Annotated in this window: 24 protein-coding genes, 1 tRNA gene and 1 pseudogene; 11 read left to right on the top strand and 15 right to left on the bottom strand. The window is 30.9% G+C overall.

Annotated features, from left to right (window positions below):
• The first annotated feature begins 2 nt into the window (after nucleotides 1-2).
• Nucleotides 3-1172 carry a glutathionylspermidine synthase family protein gene (locus tag EBF09_RS07750; protein WP_121764540.1) on the top strand — a complete coding sequence of 390 codons (1170 nt, stop codon included), beginning with the start codon at nucleotides 3-5 and terminating at the stop codon, nucleotides 1170-1172.
• 91 nt (nucleotides 1173-1263) lie between these two features.
• Here the strand turns inward: EBF09_RS07750 and truA are convergent, their stop codons facing one another.
• From truA to EBF09_RS07735, 3 genes are read right to left on the bottom strand one after another with little or no spacing between them, the layout of a single operon-like run.
• Nucleotides 1264-1983, bottom strand: coding sequence for a tRNA pseudouridine(38-40) synthase TruA (gene truA / locus EBF09_RS07745; RefSeq protein ID WP_232817700.1), 720 nt, complete (start codon nucleotides 1981-1983; stop codon nucleotides 1264-1266).
• A complete protein-coding gene (locus tag EBF09_RS07740; protein ID WP_121764539.1) occupies nucleotides 1980-3008 on the bottom strand; it encodes an LptF/LptG family permease in 1029 nt (342 codons plus the stop codon). The genes truA and EBF09_RS07740 overlap by 4 nt, the downstream gene beginning before the upstream one ends.
• Before the next feature lie 23 nt (nucleotides 3009-3031).
• Nucleotides 3032-3745: a prepilin peptidase gene (locus EBF09_RS07735; RefSeq protein ID WP_121764538.1), complete on the bottom strand. Its 714-nt coding sequence runs from the start codon at nucleotides 3743-3745 to the stop codon at nucleotides 3032-3034.
• A gap of 59 nt (nucleotides 3746-3804) precedes the next feature.
• On the opposite strand from EBF09_RS07735, the gene nikR reads away from it, so the two are divergent.
• Genes nikR through rsfS form a run of 3 tightly spaced genes read left to right on the top strand, consistent with a single transcriptional unit; the run spans nucleotide 3805 to nucleotide 5123 of the window.
• Nucleotides 3805-4224, top strand: coding sequence for a nickel-responsive transcriptional regulator NikR (nikR, locus tag EBF09_RS07730; protein WP_121764537.1), 420 nt, complete (start codon nucleotides 3805-3807; stop codon nucleotides 4222-4224).
• Nucleotides 4217-4783 (top strand): nicotinate (nicotinamide) nucleotide adenylyltransferase, encoded by a 567-nt coding sequence (nadD, locus tag EBF09_RS07725; protein WP_232817698.1) that lies wholly within the window; start codon nucleotides 4217-4219, stop codon nucleotides 4781-4783. Before nikR ends, nadD begins: the two co-directional genes overlap by 8 nt.
• Before the next feature lies 1 nt (nucleotide 4784).
• Nucleotides 4785-5123, top strand: a complete 339-nt coding sequence (gene rsfS / locus EBF09_RS07720) for a ribosome silencing factor (RefSeq protein ID WP_121764536.1) — start codon at nucleotides 4785-4787, stop codon at nucleotides 5121-5123.
• Here rsfS and EBF09_RS07715 read toward each other — a convergent pair.
• From EBF09_RS07715 to EBF09_RS07690, 6 genes are all read right to left on the bottom strand, one after another.
• On the bottom strand, nucleotides 5120-6403 hold the full coding sequence (locus EBF09_RS07715) for an AAA domain-containing protein (RefSeq protein ID WP_232817697.1): 1284 nt from the start codon (nucleotides 6401-6403) through the stop codon (nucleotides 5120-5122). The two genes, rsfS and EBF09_RS07715, sit on opposite strands and share 4 nt — an antisense overlap.
• 887 nt (nucleotides 6404-7290) lie before the next feature.
• A complete protein-coding gene (locus tag EBF09_RS07710) occupies nucleotides 7291-7614 on the bottom strand; it encodes a hypothetical protein (protein WP_121764534.1) in 324 nt (107 codons plus the stop codon).
• A gap of 384 nt (nucleotides 7615-7998) precedes the next feature.
• Nucleotides 7999-8193 carry a hypothetical protein gene (locus tag EBF09_RS07705; RefSeq protein WP_121764533.1) on the bottom strand — a complete coding sequence of 65 codons (195 nt, stop codon included), beginning with the start codon at nucleotides 8191-8193 and terminating at the stop codon, nucleotides 7999-8001.
• Nucleotides 8194-8196: 3 nt separating this feature from the next.
• Entirely contained in the window at nucleotides 8197-8733 is a 537-nt protein-coding gene (locus EBF09_RS07700) for a hypothetical protein (protein ID WP_121764532.1), read from the bottom strand.
• A gap of 10 nt (nucleotides 8734-8743) precedes the next feature.
• A complete protein-coding gene (locus EBF09_RS07695; protein ID WP_075452213.1) occupies nucleotides 8744-9724 on the bottom strand; it encodes an AAA family ATPase in 981 nt (326 codons plus the stop codon).
• The gene (locus EBF09_RS07690) at nucleotides 9721-9939 is read right to left on the bottom strand and encodes a helix-turn-helix domain-containing protein (protein WP_121764531.1); all 219 of its coding nucleotides are present in this window, start codon (nucleotides 9937-9939) and stop codon (nucleotides 9721-9723) included. The genes EBF09_RS07695 and EBF09_RS07690 overlap by 4 nt, the downstream gene beginning before the upstream one ends.
• 112 nt (nucleotides 9940-10051) lie before the next feature.
• Between EBF09_RS07690 and EBF09_RS07685 the strand changes: the two genes are divergently transcribed.
• From EBF09_RS07685 to EBF09_RS09245, 3 genes and pseudogenes are all read left to right on the top strand, one after another.
• Nucleotides 10052-10711, top strand: coding sequence for a helix-turn-helix domain-containing protein (locus EBF09_RS07685; protein WP_121764530.1), 660 nt, complete (start codon nucleotides 10052-10054; stop codon nucleotides 10709-10711).
• Nucleotides 10712-10739: 28 nt separating this feature from the next.
• Entirely contained in the window at nucleotides 10740-10907 is a 168-nt protein-coding gene (locus EBF09_RS09130; protein ID WP_157978194.1) for a hypothetical protein, read from the top strand.
• Between the two features lie 313 nt (nucleotides 10908-11220).
• Nucleotides 11221-11615: pseudogene (locus tag EBF09_RS09245) on the top strand (hypothetical protein); the annotation flags it as partial.
• Nucleotides 11616-11852: 237 nt separating this feature from the next.
• Here the strand turns inward: EBF09_RS09245 and EBF09_RS07675 are convergent.
• From EBF09_RS07675 to glmM, 4 genes are all read right to left on the bottom strand, one after another.
• The gene (locus EBF09_RS07675; protein ID WP_070313880.1) at nucleotides 11853-13118 is read right to left on the bottom strand and encodes a tyrosine-type recombinase/integrase; all 1266 of its coding nucleotides are present in this window, start codon (nucleotides 13116-13118) and stop codon (nucleotides 11853-11855) included.
• A gap of 175 nt (nucleotides 13119-13293) precedes the next feature.
• Nucleotides 13294-13368 (bottom strand) — tRNA-Val (locus tag EBF09_RS07670).
• 31 nt (nucleotides 13369-13399) lie between these two features.
• Nucleotides 13400-13831 carry a signal peptidase II gene (gene lspA / locus EBF09_RS07665; protein WP_121764529.1) on the bottom strand — a complete coding sequence of 144 codons (432 nt, stop codon included), beginning with the start codon at nucleotides 13829-13831 and terminating at the stop codon, nucleotides 13400-13402.
• A 9-nt stretch (nucleotides 13832-13840) separates the two neighbouring features.
• Nucleotides 13841-15178 carry a phosphoglucosamine mutase gene (glmM, locus tag EBF09_RS07660; protein WP_121764528.1) on the bottom strand — a complete coding sequence of 446 codons (1338 nt, stop codon included), beginning with the start codon at nucleotides 15176-15178 and terminating at the stop codon, nucleotides 13841-13843.
• A 100-nt stretch (nucleotides 15179-15278) separates the two neighbouring features.
• Here glmM and rpsT point away from each other — a divergent pair, with 100 nt between their 5' ends.
• Both rpsT and prfA read left to right on the top strand, forming a co-directional pair.
• Nucleotides 15279-15548 carry a 30S ribosomal protein S20 gene (gene rpsT / locus EBF09_RS07655; RefSeq protein WP_121764527.1) on the top strand — a complete coding sequence of 90 codons (270 nt, stop codon included), beginning with the start codon at nucleotides 15279-15281 and terminating at the stop codon, nucleotides 15546-15548.
• A gap of 15 nt (nucleotides 15549-15563) precedes the next feature.
• Nucleotides 15564-16628: a peptide chain release factor 1 gene (prfA, locus tag EBF09_RS07650; RefSeq protein WP_121764526.1), complete on the top strand. Its 1065-nt coding sequence runs from the start codon at nucleotides 15564-15566 to the stop codon at nucleotides 16626-16628.
• 212 nt (nucleotides 16629-16840) lie between these two features.
• Here the strand turns inward: prfA and EBF09_RS07645 are convergent, their stop codons facing one another.
• Both EBF09_RS07645 and EBF09_RS07640 read right to left on the bottom strand, forming a co-directional pair.
• The gene (locus EBF09_RS07645; RefSeq protein ID WP_121764525.1) at nucleotides 16841-17296 is read right to left on the bottom strand and encodes a hypothetical protein; all 456 of its coding nucleotides are present in this window, start codon (nucleotides 17294-17296) and stop codon (nucleotides 16841-16843) included.
• Nucleotides 17280-17591: a hypothetical protein gene (locus EBF09_RS07640; protein ID WP_121764524.1), complete on the bottom strand. Its 312-nt coding sequence runs from the start codon at nucleotides 17589-17591 to the stop codon at nucleotides 17280-17282. The genes EBF09_RS07645 and EBF09_RS07640 overlap by 17 nt, the downstream gene beginning before the upstream one ends.
• 159 nt (nucleotides 17592-17750) lie before the next feature.
• Here EBF09_RS07640 and gatB point away from each other — a divergent pair, with 159 nt between their 5' ends.
• Nucleotides 17751-19178, top strand: a complete 1428-nt coding sequence (gene gatB, locus EBF09_RS07635; protein ID WP_121764523.1) for an Asp-tRNA(Asn)/Glu-tRNA(Gln) amidotransferase subunit GatB — start codon at nucleotides 17751-17753, stop codon at nucleotides 19176-19178.
• Between the two features lie 647 nt (nucleotides 19179-19825).
• Nucleotides 19826-21054 (top strand): hypothetical protein (locus tag EBF09_RS07625; RefSeq protein WP_157978193.1); only part of this gene is annotated, 1229 nt, incomplete at its 3' end.

Genomic DNA, 21054 nt, shown 5'->3' with positions numbered 1-21054 from the left:
AAGTGAATATTTTAAAAGCAAATCCTTTAAGCAATCAAGATTTAGAAGAATTAGGGCTTTCTTGGCATACAGATGTGGATAATACCCCCTATGTGAGTGATGAAATCATAGAAGTAAGCGAAGAAGAAGCGGAAGGCTATTATGAAGCGAGCAATGAGCTTTATGATATGTTTGTAGAGGCTGGGCAGTATGTTATTGATAATGATTTATTCTTTGAGCTAGGAATCCCTTTTAATTTAGTAGATGCGATTAAGATGAGCTGGGAAGAAGAGGTGCATTGGCATCTTTATGGGAGATTTGATTTGGCAGGTGGGCTAGATGGAACTCCTATCAAGCTTTTAGAATTTAACGCAGATACGCCTACTATGGTGTATGAGAGTGCGATTATCCAATGGGCGCTTTTAAAGAAAAATGGATTTAGCGAATCTTTGCAATTTAATAGCCTTTATGAAGCTTTGGGGCATAATTTTATGCGTATGATTACGCTAGGAGAGGATATTTCAAACTTTGATTCTATTTATGAGGGTTGGAAGATTCTTTTTTCAAGCATTGCAGGAAGTATTGAAGAAGAACGCACGGTGAAGCTTTTAGAAGTAATTGCTAGGGAAATTGGATTTAATACTGGCTTTTGCTATGCACATGAGGCAAATTTAAGTGAGAGCGAGGGCTTAAGCTATAATGGGGAGAATTATGAGTTTTGGTTTAAGCTTATTCCTTGGGAGAGCATTGCTATTGATGAACCTGAACTTGCAAATTTAATCACTGCAATGATTAGAAACAAAAATACAATCTTTTTAAATCCGGCTTATACTTTAATGTTTCAAAGCAAGAGAATGCTAAAAATCTTATGGGATCTTTTCCCAAAACATCCTTTACTTTTGGAGACTTCTTATACACCCCTAGCTTCTAAGCAGGTTAAAAAACATGCTTTTGGTAGAGAGGGTGAGAGCGTGAGCATTTTAGATGCGTTAGGGAATCCTATAAAAGAAAATGGCGGAGATTATTCAAATTATCCTGAAATTTATCAAGAGTTTGCTACTTTAAATTCTCATAATGGAAGCTTTTATCAAGCTAATGTTTTTTATGCTTATGAGGCTTGTGCGTTAGGATTTAGAAAGGGAGGAGAGATTATGAATAATATGTCAAAATTTGTATCCCATAAGATAAAATAGATAAAGTATTTAAATAATCTAAAAAACCATAGCCTCTTAAATAGAGGCTATACAAGCTTTTTGCAGATTCTATAAATTTAGCAAAATTATCTTAAAAGCTTACTTTAGAGAGGAATAGCCCCTCTGGAGGGCAAGGGATTTTAAAAATTTCCTTCCCTAAAAGCTGGGCTTTAAAATCGCATACTTTTAAATTTCCTTTATCAATTTCTAATAAAAATCCCACTATAAGACGGATTTGAGAGCGTAAAAATCCATTGCCACAAATAGAAATCACATAAAAATTTCTTATCTTGCGTAGTTTTGCACGATAAATTGTTCTTATAGGACTTTTAGTTTCGCTACCCACTTTCATAAAAGCACTAAAATTATGTGTTCCGATAAGCAATCCCAAAGCTTCTTTGATTAAAGATTCATTTTTAATAACATAAAAATGAGAAAAGCTATTTAAAAAAGGCGATGAATTTTGTGATAGGAGATAGCAATAACCTCTTTTTTTAGCGCTAAATCTTGCATTGAATTCTTCATCCACTTTCCAAATTTGCTTGATTTTTAAGGCAGGGTAGAGCTTAGTGTTTAAAAGAGTTTGAAGCTTTTTAAAGTCTTTAAAAAAGGGTGGTAAATCAAGAGAGATGATTTGTGCGCTTGCATGCACTCCTTTATCTGTTCTCCCGCTTGCTATAAATTTATCAAAAATCCCTACACTATAAAAAACTTCTTGTAGTTTATTAGCTATGGTTGGAATCCCTTCTTTTTGAGATTGAAAACCATAAAAATCCCCTCCATTGTAGGCGATTTTCATTGCTACTTTCAATAATATTTCCTAATTAAACGACAATAAGCAAAATATCCTAAAGAAAACCACAAAAGAGGCACCAAAATCATACCCACTAAAGGGAGATAGCTTGTAGCAAGATAAGTGATTCCATAAAATCCCCCTACTGCTAACATTGTTTGCAAAATTGTGTAGTTTTTATCATAGCGTGGATTTTTGATTCCAATAAGAGGGAAGTAAAATAAACTTGCTAGAGGGAAGAGCGATACAATTACATAAAGGCTTAAATTTTGTCGTATTTTGTCTTTTTTGGGATTGTCTAAAAAAGCTCTTTTCCAATAGTTGAATACTCCAAGATTATCGCTAAAGTCGCTTATAAGACTATTTCTCAAGGTAAGCTTTTCAAAATCAATTTTTTCTAATTCATTTTGGTTTTGCCTATAAATTTTTCCATTTTTTAAAAAAACTTCCATAATGCCATTTTGGTTTGCCATATGAGCTTCTTTGGCTAAGATAAAACCACCATTTTCTGCAAAAGAAAGCAAGACAATATTTTCATAAGAATTTTTGTCTTCATTCATATTTTGGGTATAAACTAGCCAATCACCGAGTTTTTGGCCAAACTCATTGGGAGATAAATTTAGATGGATACTACTCTTTTTTTGTTCTAAAAATTGTCTATAAGCTACATCACTAAGAGGCGTTAGCACTAATGAAACCATAAAAAGAGTGAAGCTAACAAGCAAGGCAATGGGTAAAAAGATTTTTATAATTTTTAAAGGACTCATTCCCAAAGCAAAGAGGACAGGTAATTCATAATCAAAAGAAAGTCGTGAAAGAGAAATAGCACACGCTACAAAAAAGCTAAGTGGAATCACAAAAAAAATCATTGTAGGCAATGTATAAAGATAAAGAGATAATAATTCTAAAAAACTTATTTTAACTACAAAAGTAACCCCAGCTATACGGATAAATATTACGACAGAGGCAATAAAAAATAGCACCAAAAAGATGGGAAAAAATATTTGTGCAAAGCTTAAAAAAAGATAATTTTTAATCCGCAAAATCGCCTACCTTGTCCTTATGTTTAAACAAAAAAGTATTTTACTAAAAATTCGCTAAAAGTTCCCAAAAATAAAAAAGGGACAAAAGGAATCTTTTTTTGTTTATAGATTGAAAGATAAAAAAGAGCAAAAACGCTCCCCAAAAAAATTCCTATCATTCCAGAAATTACTCCAAAAGTAGCCCCCATAGAACCAAAGATTAACACATCTCCTTCGCCCATAATCTCTTTTCTAAAGAGGGCTCCGCCCAAAAAGCGTAAAACTTCTGCAAAACCAACAAGAACTAAACCGCTTATTAAAAACCCTAAAGAATCTGTTTTTTCTAAAAAATAAAATCCACATAAATTTGCAAATAAAAAAAGCAATAGATTAAGATTATCAGGAATTTCAAAATAAAAATAATCCAAAAGCGCTAAAGCCAAAAAGCAAAGAAAAAACAAAAGATAAAAAATGCCTAAAATTCCAAAAAGATAATAGCAAACAATCCCCATTATCCCACCAAAAAGCTCTGCTAAAAATTGCCAAAAGCCAATTTTAGCCTTGCAATTTTTACAAACTCCCTTTAAGAAAAGATAAGAAAACAAAGGGATTAATTCATAAAATTTTAATGTTTTGTGGCAGTTTTGGCAAAAGGAGCGTGGAGCGATAATGCTAACTCCTTTTGGGATTCTACTCACAAATATATTAAAAAATGAAGCTAAAATACAGCCAAGAATGCATATAAATATATATTCCATTTTATCTCTTTAAAATTTTGATACAATTTTACATTAAACTTTGAAAATAAGGGTGCATTATGAAAGAACTTATCCGTTTTTGCGTTTCTTTACCTAAGAATCTTTTAGAGGAATTAGATAGCAATCTAACGCGTGGCTATTCCTCTAGGTCTGAAGTGATACGGGATTTAATACGTGAGAAGATTATACAAAAAGAATGGGATATAACTCAAGATGAAAGTATAGGTGTTTTAACGATTATTTATAATCATCACCACAAGGAACTTAACCAAAAATTGATAGATTTGCAGCATGCTGCTTCTCATAAAAGTATCCAGATTCTTTGCACCACACATACACATATTAACGACAATAATTGCCTTGAAACCATTATGCTAAGGGGTGATTCAAGAGAGATTGAGGAGCTAAGCCTAAAAATTGGCGGGTTAAAGGGTGTAAAATTTTCAAAGCTTACAAAAACTTTGGCGCTCGATGACTAAAATAGAGAAAATTGCAGTTTTTGGGGGATCGTTTGATCCACCACACTTAGGGCATTTGGAGATTATTAAAAATGCACTTGCAACTTTAGAGATTGATAGATTATTTGTCGTGCCTACTTTTTTAAGCCCTTTTAAAAAGAATTCTTTATTTAGCCCACAAAAAAGACTTTTTTGGCTTAGATGTTTACAAGAAGAATTAAAAGAGGATAAGCTTAGCATTTTAGATTATGAAATAAGACAAAACAAGCCTACACCCACGATAGAAACGATAGAATTTTTAAGCCAAAAATACCACCCAAAACAAATCTTTTTGCTTTTAGGAAGCGATCAAATACAATCTTTGCCTAAGTGGCATTCTTATGAAAAATTAAAAACAAAGGTAGAATTTGTTATAATAGAACGAGAAGGTTATAAGATACCAGCTTCTTTTAGAGTTTTGCCTATGCAAAAGGTGCAAATAAGCTCCACACAGCTAAGAGAGGATTTAAAAAAAGAGCAAAAAGAGCTTTTAGGATATATTCCAAAAGTGATTTTGCAAGATTTAATAAAGGAAAAATAAATTGCAAATAGAACAAACAATAGAATTAATTTGTCGCTTACTAGAGGATAAAAAGGGCGAAAATATAGAAACTTTTGATTTAAGAAATAGTGATTATTTTGTGGATTATGTCGTGATTGCCACAGCACTTGTGGATAAACACGCTTTGGCACTTTTAGATACTTTAAAAGTGGAGCTTAAAAAAGAGGGGATTAGCTTTTTTAATATTGATGATGAGAATCCAGATTGGATTGTGGCAGATTTGGGCGATATTATCGTGCATCTTTTCACAGAAAATCAAAGAAAAAAGTTTAATTTAGAAGAATTTTTACAAAAAATGGCAAAACAAAAGCAAGATTAATTTATTTTATAAGGCTTTGCAATCTTTAAAAGTGCGCTTAAAAATTGAGCAGGAAAACTCTGCCAATAAAATTTATCACACGCTAAAATAATTTCTTTTCTAGCACGAGAGAGTGCTACATTTAGAGTAAAGAGTGCTAGAGGATTCCTAGAATCGCTTAGGTAATAATTTAAAATCACAGGGCTTAAAAGAATGCTATCAAACTCTTGCCCTTGTGCAGAATGGATAGTGAAGACACATTCTAATGCCCTTAGGCTTGGCATTTTGCTTAAAATAAGTTTTCTTTGATTGACAAAGGGAGTGAGGATTGCAAAATCCTTTTTTGCAAGGATAAAATTTTGTGCTAGAGTGCAGATGCTATTTGCTTCATTAATGTTTGCATTGGGGAGTTTTTCATCTTTGGCAAAATTTGCTTGCATATGAAAAATCTGTGTGCTTTCTTGAAGCCCTCTTAAGCCATTTTTATACACAAAAAAATCCAAGATTCTAGCTAGATTGTCCCCATAGCGATAAGTAAAGATGAGTTTGTGAGTTTGGATAGAAAAGTGAGAGTAGTGGATATAAGAGAGATTAAGGATTTTATCTTTTAGCTTAAAAAAATCTTCCAAAAAAAGACTAGAATAGCCAAAGATTTTAGATAAATGCCATTTTGGATTAGTTAAATCTTGTTTTTTAAGAGCGAGAATGGGAGTTAATTGCTTATGATCTCCTAAAAGAGTAATGGGTTTATTAAAGCTACATAAAGGAAGTGTTTTAATAAGAGGGGAAAATCCAGCCTCATCTACAAAGAAATGCGAAAACTCTAGCTCCATTAATTCTTCTCTTTTTAAAAAAGTATCCAAAGTTGCAGCTATAAGCAAAGAATCTTTTAATAATTTTTTGTAATTTTTTCTATCTTCTATTAAGGGGTCGCAATTTTGCTTGTAGTTTTGTGAAAAATAAAGGCTTGGCATTCCAAGCCTTAAAATGCAATCCGTGGAGATTCCTAGCTCTTTTAAACTTTCTAAAAGAGTGATTAAAGACTGCTCTAAGGCGGTATTTGTAGGTGCTAGAAGGGCTACTCTTTTGCCTTTTTTAAGATAGGTGGCAAGTGCGTGAAGTAAGACTACTTTTGTCTTTCCGCTCCCTGCTACTCCCCAAATGTAGCATAATTTTTGCGTAAAAATTTGCTGATAAGCCAAAAGTTGTTCGCTATTAGGAGGATTTTGAAGATCTTTTAGTGTTTGCAAATGGTTTTCTAGCTCTGTTTTGTTGAGAAGAGTGGGGGGATTGCTAGGCAAAGAAAGGTTAGGATTTGCAGAATAAAAGTGGATAAGGTTTAAGATTAGAAATTTTAAATCCGAATATAATTTTAATTCATTTTTATTTTGTAAAATTTCTTCTTTTAAAGGAGAGGGGATTGCTAGTGCTAGTGTCTTTTTGTTTTCATCATAGTATAGAGGCTCAATCCCTAAATCTTCAAGGCTAAATTCTTCATTTTTAAAGCTAAAAATTAAATCTTCAAGACTAAAAATCCTTTTTTCTAGTCCTAAAACTATCCCAAAAATATCTTCATTAATGGAGTGGATTTTAATAACATCATAGCCTAAGTTATTTTCTAAAAGATAATCATAATAATTTTGCGAAGCATTTAAAAGAAAGTCTTGTAAAGTGGGGGTTAAAGCTTCCAGAAATCTACCTTTTAATAAATGCTAAATTATAGCAAAAGTTTTTAAAAATTTTAAAATTAGTTTATTGTAAATCGTTTATAATAAACTAATTACTTGCTATTGCTATAATATTCCATAATTAATAAAATTGTCAATTAAAAGTTAAATTTTCAAAAAATAAAATTTATCCAAGCAAGAAAGATTAGAAATTTTAGATCTGATTGAGTTTTAACCAATATCTATAAATACTTATTTTTAGGTATTTATAGCTTTTTATATTTTTCAAAGAACCTCAAAAAGAACCCTATTTATAAAAATAAAAAAACATTAATTTGTTATGCAATTGTCTTATATTGAAAAAATAATTATAATTTTTCTCTTTTTGGTTTCTTTTTACTCTCTTTTTAATTTTATTAAAAAGAGAGTAAGCCCTCTATTTTGCAAATATTTAGTTGAATTATAAAAAACTCTTTTTAAAAATATTTGTTTGTGTAAATCAAAATTAATTGCTTTGCGATTTATTCCCAAATTCCTTCTCCTTCAGCTTTACTTGCAGAAATCAAATCGCTATTTCCTTCTTTTTCACTAATCCAAATCCATTCTTTTGCATTTTTTGTAAACCATTCAGAATCAATCAAATATTTATATATAAATAAAGTCATACAACCCAAATCATACTTATCCCCCCTACAATGATAAATTTCTTTGTTAATTTTTATCATTCCTGATTCTTTAGCATATTCATCTATCATTTTATACATATCTTCTAAATTATATTTGCCTTCTTTTAAAATCTTTTCTTCATCTAAAACTATTTTTGTGCCTAAAAGTGGGTATGCCATTTTTATCCTTTCATCAAAAAATTTAATAAATTCTAGTAAAAAAACTTTCATACAATATTAATCTCATTATAAAAAATAAAACCCATTTTTCTAATATAATTTAAGTGATAGATAGAATTGAATTTGCAAAAATTAAAAATTTGGTGTTTGAATTTATCAATGAATACAGGATAGGCTTTTACTTATTAAAAAGTATACTTTTTAAACATAAGAGCCGATAAACTCTGCGAGGCTCATTATAAAAAATTACATTTTTTAGAAACTCCAAAGAGAAAAAATCAAAAGATTTTTTCAAAAATAATAAGCAATTAGATTGTAAGCTATAAGTATTGTTGAAAGAATGGAAGATGTTGCTAACAAAAATTTATACTTAATGAAATTAAGCTAATCATTTGTATTTTTATCCAAAATTTTTTTCATATTATCTAAAGAGTTATCAATATTTTTAAAAAGATTTTCTAATTGCTTGTTTAAATCTATTTCATTAATATTTTCATCATTTTGGATTTTATAAATGATGTTTTCTAACTTTTTATTTAAATTTTTTACCTTTTTTCTTTCTTTTTTGAATTTACCCATTTCTTAAATCCTTTCTTTGTTTTTTTCTACTATTTTTCCAAAGCTTTCTAAAATAATTTGAGTATTTGTATTTATATTCTTAATCATATTGATTAAAGCTTCATCATTTATTTTTATTAAATTTTTACCCCTAAGAGCTTTTAAAAGTTGATATAGATTTGAATAATCCTTTGCCATTTCTGACCTTATTTTTACAAAATGCTCTATTTCGTTATTTTTAAAAAATTTTTCTTTATGTATGGAGTTTAAAAGTAAGTATTTTGCTTGTTTTGTAACACTCTTAAAGCCATTTTCTTTACAAAGAGTTTTTAAGCTCTCGTATTCTTCTTGCGTTAATTTAATGCTTATAGTATGTTTTTCATTTGAATAAAATTTATATTTTTGTATTACAAGGGAATTGCTTGTCTTTTCATCTTCAAAGTGTAAAATTAACAAATATCTTAAAATTTTGCTATATGGAATGTTAGTCGCTTTTTTTATTCTCTCAAGCATTATTTTATCTTCTTGACTGACTTTAATCAAAAAACTTTTATTTGTCATTTAGATTTCCTTAAATGATTTTGAAAATTTTTTTCTTTCCGCCTTTTTCTTGTGCTTCGTAAAAAATATTCCAATAAATATTTTCATATTTATCTAACAGTTTCCACAAGGCATTTCTTCCTACAATTTCAATATAATCTTGTTCTATTTTCTTTTTAATTTTACTTGCCAACTCTTGTTGGCAAATGCCATTTTTATGCTCGTTTAAAATCTCTTTAACAAGGTTTAGTGTAATTTGTGCTTTGTTGTTTTCTCCATATTCTAAATAATCAGCAAAATCAAATTTTAAACTTAAAGTATTGATTTTAAAGGCTTGCGATTTTGTAGCAAATCTCTTTTTTTGTGGTTCTAGCAAAATAACAAATTCTTCGTTTTCCTTAGTATCTTTTTTATGTAAAAAATAGCCTTCATCTACACTATCCAAAAAAGTTGTTGCTCCTTTGTAGGCTTTATTGTTTTCATCTTGATTTTGTTTAGGTTGATGGTGTAGAAAAATGATTGTAGCACCATTATCTCTAGCTCTTTGCAATTCATCAAAAATTTTAATCATTGTAAAATCTTTATTAAAATCATCCTGAATGAAGTTTCTAATACTATCAATTACTATTAAAGTATTATTTAGATCTTTTGCTTTTTGCATATCTTTAAAGAGCGTAAATTTTTGAATATTATTTGAGAAATAGTAATAAAAATTTGGAGTTTTTAAGAATTCATTGCCCTTGCGTTCTTTTAGGGTTTTTATGCCATTGTCAGCATCAAAATACACTACGCGATTTATCTTATTAGAATCTAGTAAATATTTGCTTAGGTAAAGCATAAAATAACTTTTTCCACTTCCTGCACCAGCATAAATCATTACTAAAGTTTGTTTAACAAGAAAATCATCAATTAGCCATTCAAATTCTAAATTTTCTAATTCTTTAATATTTGCTTGTTTAAATTGTTTCTTTTGTATAATTTCAAGCAGTAACTTATCGTTCCCATTATTCATAAGGCGCCTTTAATCATATTTTTATCTAGCCATATTTCAATCTCGCTTCTTTTGTATAAAATAGTTTTTCCTATTTTTATAAAAGGTAGAGAATTTGCGTTATTTTGATTTTTTTGCATACGCATTTTATTTTGTTTGCTAATACTGATACCAAATTCATTTTCTAATTGTTTTGGTGTTAAAAAATTTTTATTTTTTGGTTCCATTTGTTGCATTAAATATCCTTTTAATTTTTATAAAATAATATTTTATTTTCATAAAATTGTCAATAATTTTCATTAATTTTTTTTATTTTCTTTAAAATTATTTTATAGTATAATATTTTCTATGAAGAATATGATAGGCAAGAAATTAAAAGATTTACGCAATGCTTATGGCATTAGTCAGAGAGAGTTTGGTGAAAAAGTTGGCATTACAAAAGGTAGTATTAATTCCTATGAAAATAATGTAAATCCAATTACGCAAGGTGCGAAATGGAAAATTTTACAAGCTACTGGTATAGGATTTGATTATTTTGATACAGATATGACACTTGCAGAAGCCTTTGAAAAATATAATATAAATCCAAGTAAAATTGCATTTAAAGAAATAGAAGAAAGTATTTGCACCATTTATGAAGGTGTTAAAAATTATATAGATGGAAAATGTTTGGAGCCTTTTAATGTTAAATCGTGGGTTTTAAATCACTTGTTTGGTGATGTAGGTGGTTTTGATTTATGTTTTATTAAAGTAAAACATAACGAATTAGAGCCTTATGCTAAAAATAGTGAAATTTTAGTTGTTTTAAATAATAAATATGCAGAAAATGGAGATAAAATAATTATTGAATACAAAAATACCATTCTTGTCGTTCAATATTTTGATGAGTTTGGCATAATAAGACTTAAAAGCATTGGTGGAGAAGAAATAAAACTTACAAGTGATGAATTTAAAAAGAAAGTAAAGATTGTAGCTAACATAAAAGGTAAGTATTATTTTGAAATCTGATTTTAGTCCAACAATATAAGGGGTTTAAATGGATAAGGGATTAGAAATTCTTAAACTTTATAGCAAATTAGAAAAACTCTTGCAAGATGAAGAATTAGTAAAAAATTTAAAAGAGCTTTATAAAAAACATCCTGAAAAATTTGATAATTTTAAAAAGATTTCTGATTTTATAAAAGTTTTTGACACGCAAAAATAAAAAGTAAGATTTTTTGGGATTGTAAATGCTATAAAATAGGGATTTACTCTCTTTTTAACAAAATTAAAAAGAGAGTAAAAAGAAACCAAAAAGAGATATTAATGCTGTATAAAAAAGTAGAAGCAAGAGAGTATGTCTATTTGACTTCATAGAATTAGAATTTTCACAAGGAGAAGAAAATGAGCAACAGAATAGAGAATTATCCAAACATAGAGAAGTTACAGGCAGTATTGAACGAACTGGCATTTCATCAAATACATCAAGCGTGGATAGACAAGAAAATTCCACAATACAGCTTGATAATACTAGAGAGATGGGCAGAGTTTTATCCGAACACAATCAAGAATCTAGGAATGTCGGATTAATGACACTAGCATTGCCACAGACACAAATGGAATTAGCAATCTTGGAGAGCGAAGAAGCAAACAAGAAGAGAGAACAGGGGCTAACAGATATGGAGATACTAGCAGAAGAACAAATAAATCTCATTCAATACATAGCGATAGAACCCCAAATTTATTCTCCTTTATTTCAAGAAATGATGATGAAAGACAAACAACAGATGCAAGAAGTTACAATCAACGATCAGTATTGGAAGTTACAACAGGAAATGGAGAATATGAAAGAGGAAATCTCAAGTCTGGACAAAAACTAGATTTTATAAGCGATGATGAAGTCTATCTTGGCTCTTTAAAAGATAGATTTCAAATTTTCTTCATATAATGATAATGTATAACAAAATTTAGATTTTGGAAGAGGACATAGATTATTAACTGCTCATAGCAAAACAGAGAGGGGTGAGCGGAGTCATCCTCACCGACAGATTAACGACTCCAATTTTCACAACTCTGTTGAAAATATTATACCACAACAAAACAAATCCGCAAATGATTTTAAAGCAAAATTAGAAGAATTTAGCAACAAAAATAAGGAGTAAAAAGAGTTTTATAACCCTAAATGCTCTAAACTATTGAGATAATTTTCATACCATTGCAACAACTCTCGCTTTTGTGCTATTGTGGCTTTTTCTCTCTCATAAGAAAATTTTATTTCATTAAGTTCCTTGTGTGCTAAAATGCTTTCTATCACTTCTTCGCTTATATTTAGTTTTAATAGTTCTGCTTTGTGTTGAGAACAAATGGTTCTAAAAGTTGCTCTAAATCCGTGAGAACTTGCTTTTTTGTGCCATTTATTTTTACCTCCTAAGTTTTTAATTGCTTTTCCTATGCTATCCCTATTAATATGTCCTTGTATGGTTCTAGCTGGAAAAACAAAATCACTAATCTTTCCGCTGAATAAATATTGTTCTTTTAAGATTTTTATCATTAAATTTGTAAGCGGAATTTTGTGTGCCATTTTTGTTTTCATTTCGTTTGCTGGTATAGTCCAAATTTGTTTTTCAAAATCTATATGTTCCCATTTTGCACTAGCAGTATTAAAAGGGCGATTAATGCTAAGAATTTGTAAATACAAGGCTCTTTTAGTTTGTTTTTCTATTCTGTTGTCATTTTTTAAATCTTGAATAAAATCTGACAAATCTTCAGTGTGAGTAAGTGCTGGATATCTAGTATCAATATTATGCCTATTTTGAAATCTCTTTGGAGAAATAAATTCATCTTTTAAATTACTGCTCGGATCAAAGTCTAAATATCTATCTTTTAAAGCTATTTTAAAAACACCTTGTAAATGATTAATCAAGCGATGTATTGTTTCTAATCGGCTTGTATATGGATTATTTGGATTATAGATAGCATTAAATATAACAAGTAAATCAGTGTATTTTATGTTTTTTACATCTAAATCACCCAAACTAGGCAAAAGATATTTTTCACTCATTTGAATAATTTTTTTAATATAGCTTTCGCTTAGGTATTTTTTGCGTTTTTGCTCTATGTAAATAGCAAAAAGATTTTTAAATTTATACTTTGCATCCCCATTTTTTAGCATTTGTATATCTTTGCCGTCTTGCAATGCTTTTAGGAAGCTAATAGCTTCTTTTCTTGCTTCTGCCACACTATAAATGCTTTCTCTAAATTCTTTTAACTTTATGTATCTGTCATTAATTTTGATACTAAAAGTTTTTATACCACTTGGATATATAAAAATATAAAGCTCTTTTGGATTGCCTACGGCTCTTTTGTATCGCTTATCGCTAGGCTTTAAATTTCTAATATCTTTATCTTGTAAGCTTTGTTTTGCTATATTTGCCATCATTTTCCTTTAAAGAACCCTAATGGGTTTTAAGAACCTTAATAATAACCTTAATTAATCAGAAATAATTATAACACAAAAGAAATTAATTGAAATCAAAAATCATTAAAATGACTTATTTATGGTAATTAAAGAGATATTTTTAAAAACAAGAGAAAATCAATGGAATAAATAATGGTGGCTCTGATTGGACTTGAACCAACGACCACTACCATGTCAAGGTAGTGCTCTACCACTGAGCTACAGAACCACTTAGGGCGTGATTGTAGCAAGATTTGCTTTTATTTTTTCTTAAGACTTTTTAAAATAATCCACGCTACGCCCAAATTTATCATCACATCTGCAAAATTAAACACAGCAAAATTAAATCCATAATGCCAGTAAATATAATCCACCACACCTATGTGAATGAAGCGATCTAATATATTAGAAATACCCGCACCAAAGATAATGCCAATAGGCAATAAATAAGTTTTTAAGATTTCTTTATGTTTTAAAAGATAGAGGAAAATTCCTGCTAAAAGTAGAATCTGTAAATATTTGAGCCACTCTTGCAAAAAGGCAAACATAGAAAATGCCACCCCTTTGTTATAAACTAAAACTAAAGAGATAACACTCCCTTCATAGCCAAACTCACTTAGGACAAAAAACCATTTAATGGCTTGATCGCATAAAAAAACTACTAAAAATGCAAAAAAGAATTTAATCCACAATGCTAGTCCTTAATGAATTGCTTTTGCAAAGAAATCTTGGCATTCTTGCATAGTTTTTTCTAAAAGTTTTTTATCTTTGCCCTCTAGTAAGATTCTTAGTTTATTTTCTGTGCCACTATAACGGATAAGAGGACGCATTTTATTGGCTTTAATAGAAGCTAGTAGTTCTTCATAACCTTTTAGGGTTTCAAGAGGTGGTTTAGAGCTAATAGGGATATTTTTTAAAATTTGAGGATAAAGCTCAAAACAATTAAGCGCCACAGAAGCCTTTTGCTCTGTTTTTAGCACATAGGCAATAGTTTGTAAAGCACTCACTAAGCCATCTCCTGTTTTTGCAAAATCGCTAAAAATGATGTGTCCGCTTTGTTCTCCACCAAAATTAAAATCATTTTCTAGCATTTTTTCTAGCACATATTTATCACCCACTTGAGAACGCACAAGCTTAATACCATGCTTTGTTAGGAACTCTTCTAGTGCAAGATTACTCATAAGCGTAGCCACAACGCCATTGTTTTTAAGTGTGCCTTTTAGTTTTGCACTAAGGGCTAAAACCCCTATAAGCTTATCTCCATTAACCACTTCACCCTTTTCATCTACAACCACAAGCCTATCAGCATCTCCATCAAGTGCAAAGCCAATATCAGCCCTAACGCGTCTTACTTCTTCTTGAAGCATTGTGGGGTTTGTAGCGCCACAACCCTCATTAATGTTAAATCCATTAGGCTCATCATTAATCACAAAAACTTCCGCCCCAAGCTCGCTAAAAATCGTAGGTGCTACTTTATAAGCAGCACCATTTGCACAATCCACCACGATTCTAATGCCATGCAAGGAAAGCTCTTTAGGGAAGGAGTTTTTAATATGCACGATATAGCGTCCCACCACATCATCAATTCTTTTGCTAGAGCCGATTTCTTTGCCTACCTTTTGAGATTGCTCTATTAGCTTTTCATCAAAATAGATTTTTTCAATCCTCTCTTCATCTTTTTCATCAAGTTTATATCCGCTTCTACCAAAGAATTTAATTCCATTATCTTCAAAAGGATTGTGACTAGCACTTACCATAATCCCCCCATCACATCGCATATCCTCTGTTAAATAAGCAATAGCAGGTGTAGGCATAGGACCAATTTGTATTACTTCATATCCTACTGCTGTAAGTCCGCTCACAAGGGCATTTTCTAGCATATATCCGCTACGCCTTGTATCTTTACCCACTAGAATCTTTTTGGTTTTAGAATGTTCTTTGTAATAAATTCCTGAAGAGATTCCAAGTTTTAAAGCACAAAGTGCATTGAGTTTTACGCCTGCTTCGCCTCTTACTCCATCTGTTCCAAAAAGCTTCATTTTAAAATCCTTGCAATGTTTTATTTACTTTTTATTTGCTTTTAATAAAAGTTGAAATAGAATTTTAGCTTAAATTTTTTTATAAAAGGATTAACGCTCTATGGCAAATCATAAATCGGCGCAAAAGCGTATTAGACAAACAAAAACACGCACAGAAAGAAACCGCTACTATAAGACTAGGATTAAAAACATCACAAGAAGTCTTCATGAAGCAGTTGCAGCTAAGGATGTGGCAAAGGCACAAGAGATTATTAAACAAGTAAATAAAACTTTCCATAGTTATGTAAGCAAAGGTATTTTGACAAAAAATACAGCTGCTAGAAAAGTTAGCCGACTTAACGCTTCTGTTAAAAAACTTGCAAACGCATAAGGCGGATTTCTCCCTATGCTTGCTAGCAAACTTCAACCTTTTATTGATCGTTATGAGGAAATAAGTAAAGCTTTAATTTCTCAAGATGTGCTAAATGATGTCAAGAAGATGACAGAATTAAGCAAAGAGCAAAGCAACTTAGAAGAACTCGTAGAAAAAGCTAAAGAATATCTCAAAAATCTGCAGTCTATTGAAGACAACAAGGCTTTGCTTGATGATAAGGAGCTAGGTGATTTAGCAAAAGAAGAGATTAAAACTCTAGAGGTGAGAAACGAAGTTTTAGAAGGAGGGATTAAGATTTTACTGCTTCCTAAAGATCCTAATGATGATAAAAATATCTATTTAGAGCTTCGTGCAGGGACAGGGGGTGATGAAGCAGGAATATTTGTAGGGGATTTATTCCGTGCTTATGTTCGTTATGCAGAACTTAAAGGTTGGAAGGTTGAAATCATCAGCTCAAGTGAAAACAATGTAGGTGGATATAAAGAAGTCATTGCATTAGTAAAAGGAAAAGGTGCTTATTCACGCTTAAAATATGAGGGTGGCACACATAGAGTGCAAAGAGTTCCAGAAACAGAATCACAAGGGCGTATCCACACATCAGCAATCACTGTGGCGATTATGCCCGAAGTAGATGATGTGGAAGTTGTGATTAACCCTAATGATTTAAGAATAGAAGTTTTTAGAGCAGGAGGACATGGGGGGCAGTGTGTAAATACCACAGATTCGGCAGTTAGGATTACGCACATTCCTACTGGAATTAGTGTGTCTATGCAAGATGAAAAATCCCAACATAAAAATAAAGACAAGGCCTTGAAAATCTTAAAAGCTAGAATCTATGAAGCAGAGCTTGAAGCACAGCAAAGTCAAAATGCAGAAGCAAGAAAAAATCAAGTAGGTAGTGGGGATAGAAGTGAGCGGATTAGGACTTATAATTATCCTCAAAATCGTCTTACAGATCATAGAGTAGGCTTAACGCTTTATAGTTTAGAGGAGATTATGCTAAGTGGGAATTTGGATTGTGTGGTTGATCCCATAGTAGCATACTTTCAAGCAGAATCTCTTCAAGAAAACTTATAAATTATTTTGATTTTGGTTTCTTAAAGGGTTTCATAAAATCTTTAATAAGAATTTAGGATTCTTTAAAAGCATTTAAAGTGTTTTGTGTTTATTCTTTTTCAAAGAGGGCTATTAAAAACATTTTAGGTAAAATTTATAGCAAATCTTTTAAGCCATTTGGCTTAAAAGTTAAAAATATTCTACTTTTTAATTTAACCCTAAATATTTAGGCTTTATGGATTTTGTGGTAAATCTTTAACAAATTTTGCAAGTTGTTTTCTTTGTTTTTTAAAAGATGATTCTATAAAATATACAACTGCTGTGATAATTATGGCTGTGATAAAAAAGGAAAATCCAGCTATTAGGCTGATTAGAAATAAAAATGTCGCAATAATTATAGTGAAAAGTGGTGTAGTGAAAAGTTGAGCTTCAATTTGTTTAGTTGTAAAGTTTTTTGCATAGCAAATTGTATAAGTATCACCAAACAATAATTTTTTAGTAATAATCGCTACTTCATCGCCTACTTCAAATGGAATGGGGCGGAATTGATTAAAACCAATTTGCCTAAAAGCTCTATCTCCTATAATCACTAAAGATTCGTGTGTAGTTAATGTATTTATGTTTCCAGAGCCTTTATGAAAGCGTCCTTTTATTTCTGTAAGAGAGCTTTTTCTAGAATCTTTTACCAATTCCGCGGAATACTTTAAATTTGCTTGGAAAACCCGGATCTAATTCTATACATTCGCTATTTTGGGTGCTTGTATGCTCTTGAATATTTGTTGTTTGGGGTTGGCTTGTTTGCTTTTTTAGGTTGTCTAAAATAAAGACTGAGGTTGCTTCTCCATCTTTTTGGCTTTCAAAATCTACTTTTAAGCCCTCTAATTCTGTGAGATTTTCACCATTTTCAATTTCTTGATTGTCAAATCTATACCTTTTGCCATCATCACCTAAAATAATATTTTTGCCTAAGATTATCCCCTGCATTTTTTCTCCTTAAATTAAAATAAATTTAAATTATTTCATAAAAATATTTAAATATAACTAAAATATTCATTAACTTTTTTATATAGCTTTGCAATAGAACTTAAGAGAAGTTTTGATAAAATTACTAAAATTATTCTATTTGCAATTTAAGGTAAAATTATGTCAGCTTACGAAACGATTATCGGACTTGAAGTGCATGTCCAACTAAATACCAAAACCAAAATTTTCTGCTCTTGTGCGACTAGCTTTGGAGAAGAGCCTAATAAAAATGTATGTCCTACATGTTTAGGCTTACCCGGAGCCCTGCCAGTGCTTAATAAAGAAGTAGTAAAAAAGGCTATTTCTTTTGGAACTGCAATCAATGCAAAAATCAATCAAAATTCTATCTTTGCTAGAAAAAACTATTTTTATCCTGATTTACCCAAAGCCTACCAAATTAGTCAATTTGAGATTCCAATAGTTGGCAGAGGTGAGATAGAAATAGAAGTAAATGGAGAGAAAAAAATAATCGGTGTAACTAGAGCTCATATGGAAGAAGACGCAGGGAAGAATATCCATGAAGATAGCTATTCTAAAGTGGATCTAAATCGTGCTTGCACTCCACTTTTGGAGATTGTAAGTGAGCCTGATATGCGAAGTAGTGATGAGGCCATTGCTTATCTTAAGAAGCTCCATTCTATTGTTAGATTCTTAGGCATTAGTGATGCAAATATGCAAGAAGGTAGCTTTAGATGTGATGCGAATGTATCTATCCGCCCAAAAGGAGATTCTAAGCTTTATACTAGAGTGGAGATTAAGAATCTAAATTCCTTTAAATTTATTCAAAAAGCCATAGAGTACGAAGTAGAGCGACAGATTGAAGCTTGGGAAGATGGTAAATATGAAAATGAAGTTGTGCAAGAGACAAGGCTTTTTGATACAAACAAAGGCACTACAAGATCTATGAGAGGCAAAGAAGAAGCAGCGGATTATCGCTATTTTCCAGATCCTGATTTATTGCCTGTGTTTATTGATGAAGATCTGATGAATGAGGGCAAAAAGATTCCAGAAATGCCAGATGAAAAAAGAGCAAGATATGTAAAAGATTTTGGTATAAAAGAAAGTGATGCAATCGTGCTTACAAGTGAGCTTGAAATAGCACTTTATTTTGAAGATATGCTAGAAAAAGGAGCAAGTGCTAAAGGGGCTGTAACTTGGCTAACAACAGAGCTTTTAGGAAGGCTAAAGGGAGAGAATACCCTGCAAACTTGTGGGATAGATTCTAGCACTCTAGCAACTTTGGTAAAACGCATAGATGAAGGAAAAATCAGTGGTAAAAGTGCCAAAGAAATCCTTGATGTTTTGGTTGAGAAAAAAGGTGGCGATGTAGATAGTCTAATAGATTCTATGGGCTTAGCACAAGTGAATGATGATGGAGTGATTTTAAGCGTGATAGAAACTGTGCTAAATGCAAATGAAGACAAGGTAGCAGAGTATAAAAGTGGAAAAGACAAGCTTTTTGGATTCTTTGTGGGGCAAGTGATGAAAAATAGCAAAGGTGCAAATCCAGCAAGAGTAAATGAGTTATTAAAAGAGAAGCTAGGGTGATGAAGTATTTGCAATGGTTGCATTTAGCCATCTAAATGTATCTAAACCATATAATCAGTGCTACATCAAAGCAACTTTTAGTCAATCTTAGCTAGTGGTGGTAGCATTGATGAAAGCGAAAAGATAGCTAAAAAATATAAAAAGATTCTATAATCTTTTAGCAAGTAAGCCAAATAATGGCATAAGTAGTGCTAGGAATTTTGAGCTTGAGCTATTTAGGTTCTACATTTGAGGATAAAAGTTGCATATTTGCTTTAGTGTGTATAGCTATTATTACATATGGAAACACATACTATGCTACAAAAAAATTGGGTGCATTTTATACTTCTGCTAAACAACTAAGATGCACGAGCAAACCTTATATATCTATGCTATAAACAAAAAATAGAAGATAAAGAAGTAGCGATGCAATTTTGCTTCTATAAGCAAGTTTCTTTCAAAAACTATTTTAAAGTAAATAAAATATTATTAATTTTTGGTTTTTTATTTGAAACATAAACTTATCTTATGTAAATATTTATCGAGGATATATGCTACTTTATAAATGTTATAAATTAAATAATAATTAAATTATTTTTTTATATAATTAAGAGTTTTTTAATTATAAATTTCTATGTTAGCACATTTAATATTATAAAGGAGATAATTTGTTTTCCAATTTAAAGATAGGCACAAAGATAGTATCGGTTGTAGTATTAGTTGTTCTAGTTGGAATATCTATACTTGCTAGTGTAATTGCATATCAATCCTCTAAGACACTCGTTAAAGAAGCAGATAAATTGCTCTCTACTAGTGCATATAGATATTCAAATATCGTAAGGGGTGCGACAGCGAGTGTTTATTCTACATTGTTTGCAGCAGAGAGTGTTGTAGATGACATTATAGTGGGTGGTGGAGATGTAGCAAGACTTGAGAATGTTCTAACAGCTACTATGGATTCAAACCCATGGATAGCTTACTTATATGTCCATATTATTGATAAATCCTTATTGCAAAGTGTTAAACCAGTTTATCTTACAGAAAGTGGTAAATTTCTAATGCTCTTTAGCGATACAAACTTAGCCCAAAAGGGCGGAGTTGAAATCATGCAAGCAGAAGATAGAATAATCAATCAAAGAAGCGTTGCAGCAGCCATTTCAAAGCAAGAAGAAGGTGTTGGAAGACCGCAAAATTTCAGCATTAATAATCAAGAAATACTAGCTTATAATGTTGTTATTCCAATGACTAAAAATGGCAAATTAATTGGTGTTATTGGTGCACTTGGTAGCCTAGAGGCACTTAGGGGAGAATTAACAGATCCTGGTAGAAGCGTATTTGAAGGCGATCAAAGATTGCTTCTAGGCGAAAATGGCTTAATAGCAGTTAGTCCGGCACTTGAATTTATTGGCAAAGGAATGAAAGAGGTTAATTCAGATCCAAGTGCAGATGTATTGCTTGATATGCAAAAAACACATAAGGATGGTTTATTTGACTTTACTCCTGCTAGCACAGGTGTAGAAAATAGAGCCTTTGTTGTAAATTTTCCATTATGGGAGAATTCAGATAACTATTGGAGTATAGTTACTATGGCACCTAAAAGTTCAATTAACACCCCAGTAGTCGCATTGGTTACTTCTATCATTATAGTTTCATTGATTGTTGTTGTTGCTATTGTGCTTATTGTTTCTTTATTTGTTAAATCTTCAATTAGCTCAAGAATTCAAAAATTACAAGTAAATCTTGTTGAGTTTTTTAGATTTATAAATCATGAAACCAAAAATGTATCTCTAAGCAAAGATACAAGTTCTAATGATGAGTTAGGTATTATGGCTCAAGCTATCAATGCTAATATTGAAAAGACTAAGTTAGGATTAGAACAAGACTTAAAAGCTGTAAC

It is taken from the genome of Helicobacter burdigaliensis, assembly GCF_003670295.1.
Classification (GTDB): Bacteria; Campylobacterota; Campylobacteria; order Campylobacterales; family Helicobacteraceae; genus Helicobacter_D; species Helicobacter_D burdigaliensis.
The sequence above is the reverse complement of the archived record's forward strand: the minus strand, read 5'-3'. Positions and strand labels throughout refer to the sequence as shown.